The 1,564-nt window shown below is 57.9% G+C and carries 2 protein-coding genes; both read right to left on the bottom strand.

Going from position 1 to position 1,564, the window contains the following annotated elements; genetic code table 11:
- Positions 1 to 174: 174 nt before the first annotated feature.
- Positions 175 to 771 carry a hypothetical protein gene (locus tag BN1800_RS39445; RefSeq protein ID WP_087006344.1) on the bottom strand — a complete coding sequence of 199 codons (597 nt, stop codon included), beginning with the start codon at positions 769 to 771 and terminating at the stop codon, positions 175 to 177.
- Positions 772 to 1,073: 302 nt separating this feature from the next.
- On the bottom strand, positions 1,074 to 1,544 hold the full coding sequence (locus BN1800_RS39440; RefSeq protein WP_087006347.1) for a transposase: 471 nt from the start codon (positions 1,542 to 1,544) through the stop codon (positions 1,074 to 1,076).
- Between the last annotated feature and the right edge of the window lie 20 nt (positions 1,545 to 1,564).

Here is a 1,564-nt window from a genome sequence, read left to right as displayed (position 1 = left end):
TTGATGCCGGCACCCCGCCGGGCGGCAACCATACATGAGGATCCCTCGGCTGTCATCGCGCATCTGCCTTAGCCTGGGTCGCTTCCACTACTTGTTTGCAGGCGTCTCATCGCCGAAACCGGCAGTATCGAGAACCACGGCCTCGCCCCGGCGCGGGACATTTCTCGGAGCAGCTTACGTGACATCATACCGCTCAAGCATCTTCTTGAGCTGCAAGTTCTGTCGATGGAGCTGTTCAGTCAGTAGTTTCTTGAGCCGCTTATTCTCTGCATCAAGGGTAGCTACTTCCTCAAGGGAAATCACATCCCGAGCAGTCACGGATTCCGCACTTCGGGGCTTGTTCCTGACCATCGCAATGGGACCGCGCTTAACATGTTTTCGAGGAGTACCCGTTGACGTTGTCCGAGGCTGCGGCCCTGGTTTACTCTCCGGCACTTGCGCAACAACTTCGGCGGCAAGTACGCTGGCCTCATGTTGATTTGGCACTTCACCGACTGCGCCGTTGCCCGATGGTGTCGCCGTGCCTGCAACGATGGCCTCACTTGCGTGTTCGCTAGCGTTACCCGGGTTCATCGGATCACACGGCATTTCTCGACCTTGGTCAGGCGTACCGGGTGCTCCATCTGAATTGAACGGATGCGGTGCGCTATCTTCCGCTTCACGGGCGAGGGCTTTGAGATCAGTGTCACCCCAAATTGATTTGGTCCGGGCCTTCATCGCTCGCCGACCCGACTTGAATTCAACAACGAATTTCCGTTGTGGCGTTTTCATATGATTTCAACCTTAAGCAACTCGTAGCACAGCCAGCGCCGACTGGCGCCACTGCGTTCCTGCCCGGCGGGGCCTATATATCGCCTCACCGGGCGCTGCAACTGGCCAGCGCGCGAGACAACGACGAATACTTCGCGTCGGCAACCTCGTAGTCAACGGGCTTTGAGGAGCTATCCGCAGGAAATATTCGCCCAGCAATCGCTCGCCCTATCGGCGGGATTTGGAGGCGAGCCCAGTCTCCGGCGTTACGCAATCAGGCGGCCAGTCGAGAAAATGACCGCCTGCACGGCCCCGCTCGTGAATCAATCCAGCCCGAGCCTCTTGCGCAGTTCCGTATTTTCCGCGCGCAACTTTTCCGCCAGACGCTTGCGAAGCTTCTGGTTCTCCTCTTCGAGCTGAACAAGATCTGCCAGCTCATCGCTGGCCGGAGCCGGCTTCTCGTTCTTCTGAACAGCTGGCGTCGCGCTCCGCTTCCAGTTATAGTAGGTCTGCTCCGATATGCCGGCAGTCTTGATCGCGTCCTTGAGGCTGCTCTTTCCTTCGGTGACTGCCGTCTCGATCAGCTTGAGCTTGCCGGTTTTTTCCTGCTCGCTATATGCCCGTGGCTTGGTGACCTGCGACTTTGCAGCATCTGCCTTTGATGCAGATCGCGCCGGTTCGACGGCCGTCGTCGGGCGCTGTGGCGACCTCTGCTTCTTGGCAGCAGGTGTTTTTGCCTCCACCTCCGTCGTCTCAACTGCAGCAACCGGTCCTATGTTGTTCTCATCAGCCATCATTATTTCCCCTCTATTTC

The organism is Rhizobium sullae (assembly GCF_900169785.1).
In the GTDB taxonomy this organism is placed as follows: domain Bacteria; phylum Pseudomonadota; class Alphaproteobacteria; order Rhizobiales; family Rhizobiaceae; genus Rhizobium; species Rhizobium sullae.
This window is presented reverse-complemented; position numbering and strand designations above follow the sequence as displayed.

Bases quoted from the DNA above. Each gene is read 5' to 3' on its own strand.
- BN1800_RS39445 (WP_087006344.1), bottom strand. From the start codon at position 771: ATGAAAACGCCACAACGGAAATTCGTTGTTGAATTCAAGTCGGGTCGG.
- BN1800_RS39440 (WP_087006347.1), bottom strand. From the start codon at position 1,544: ATGGCTGATGAGAACAACATAGGACCGGTTGCTGCAGTTGAGACGACG.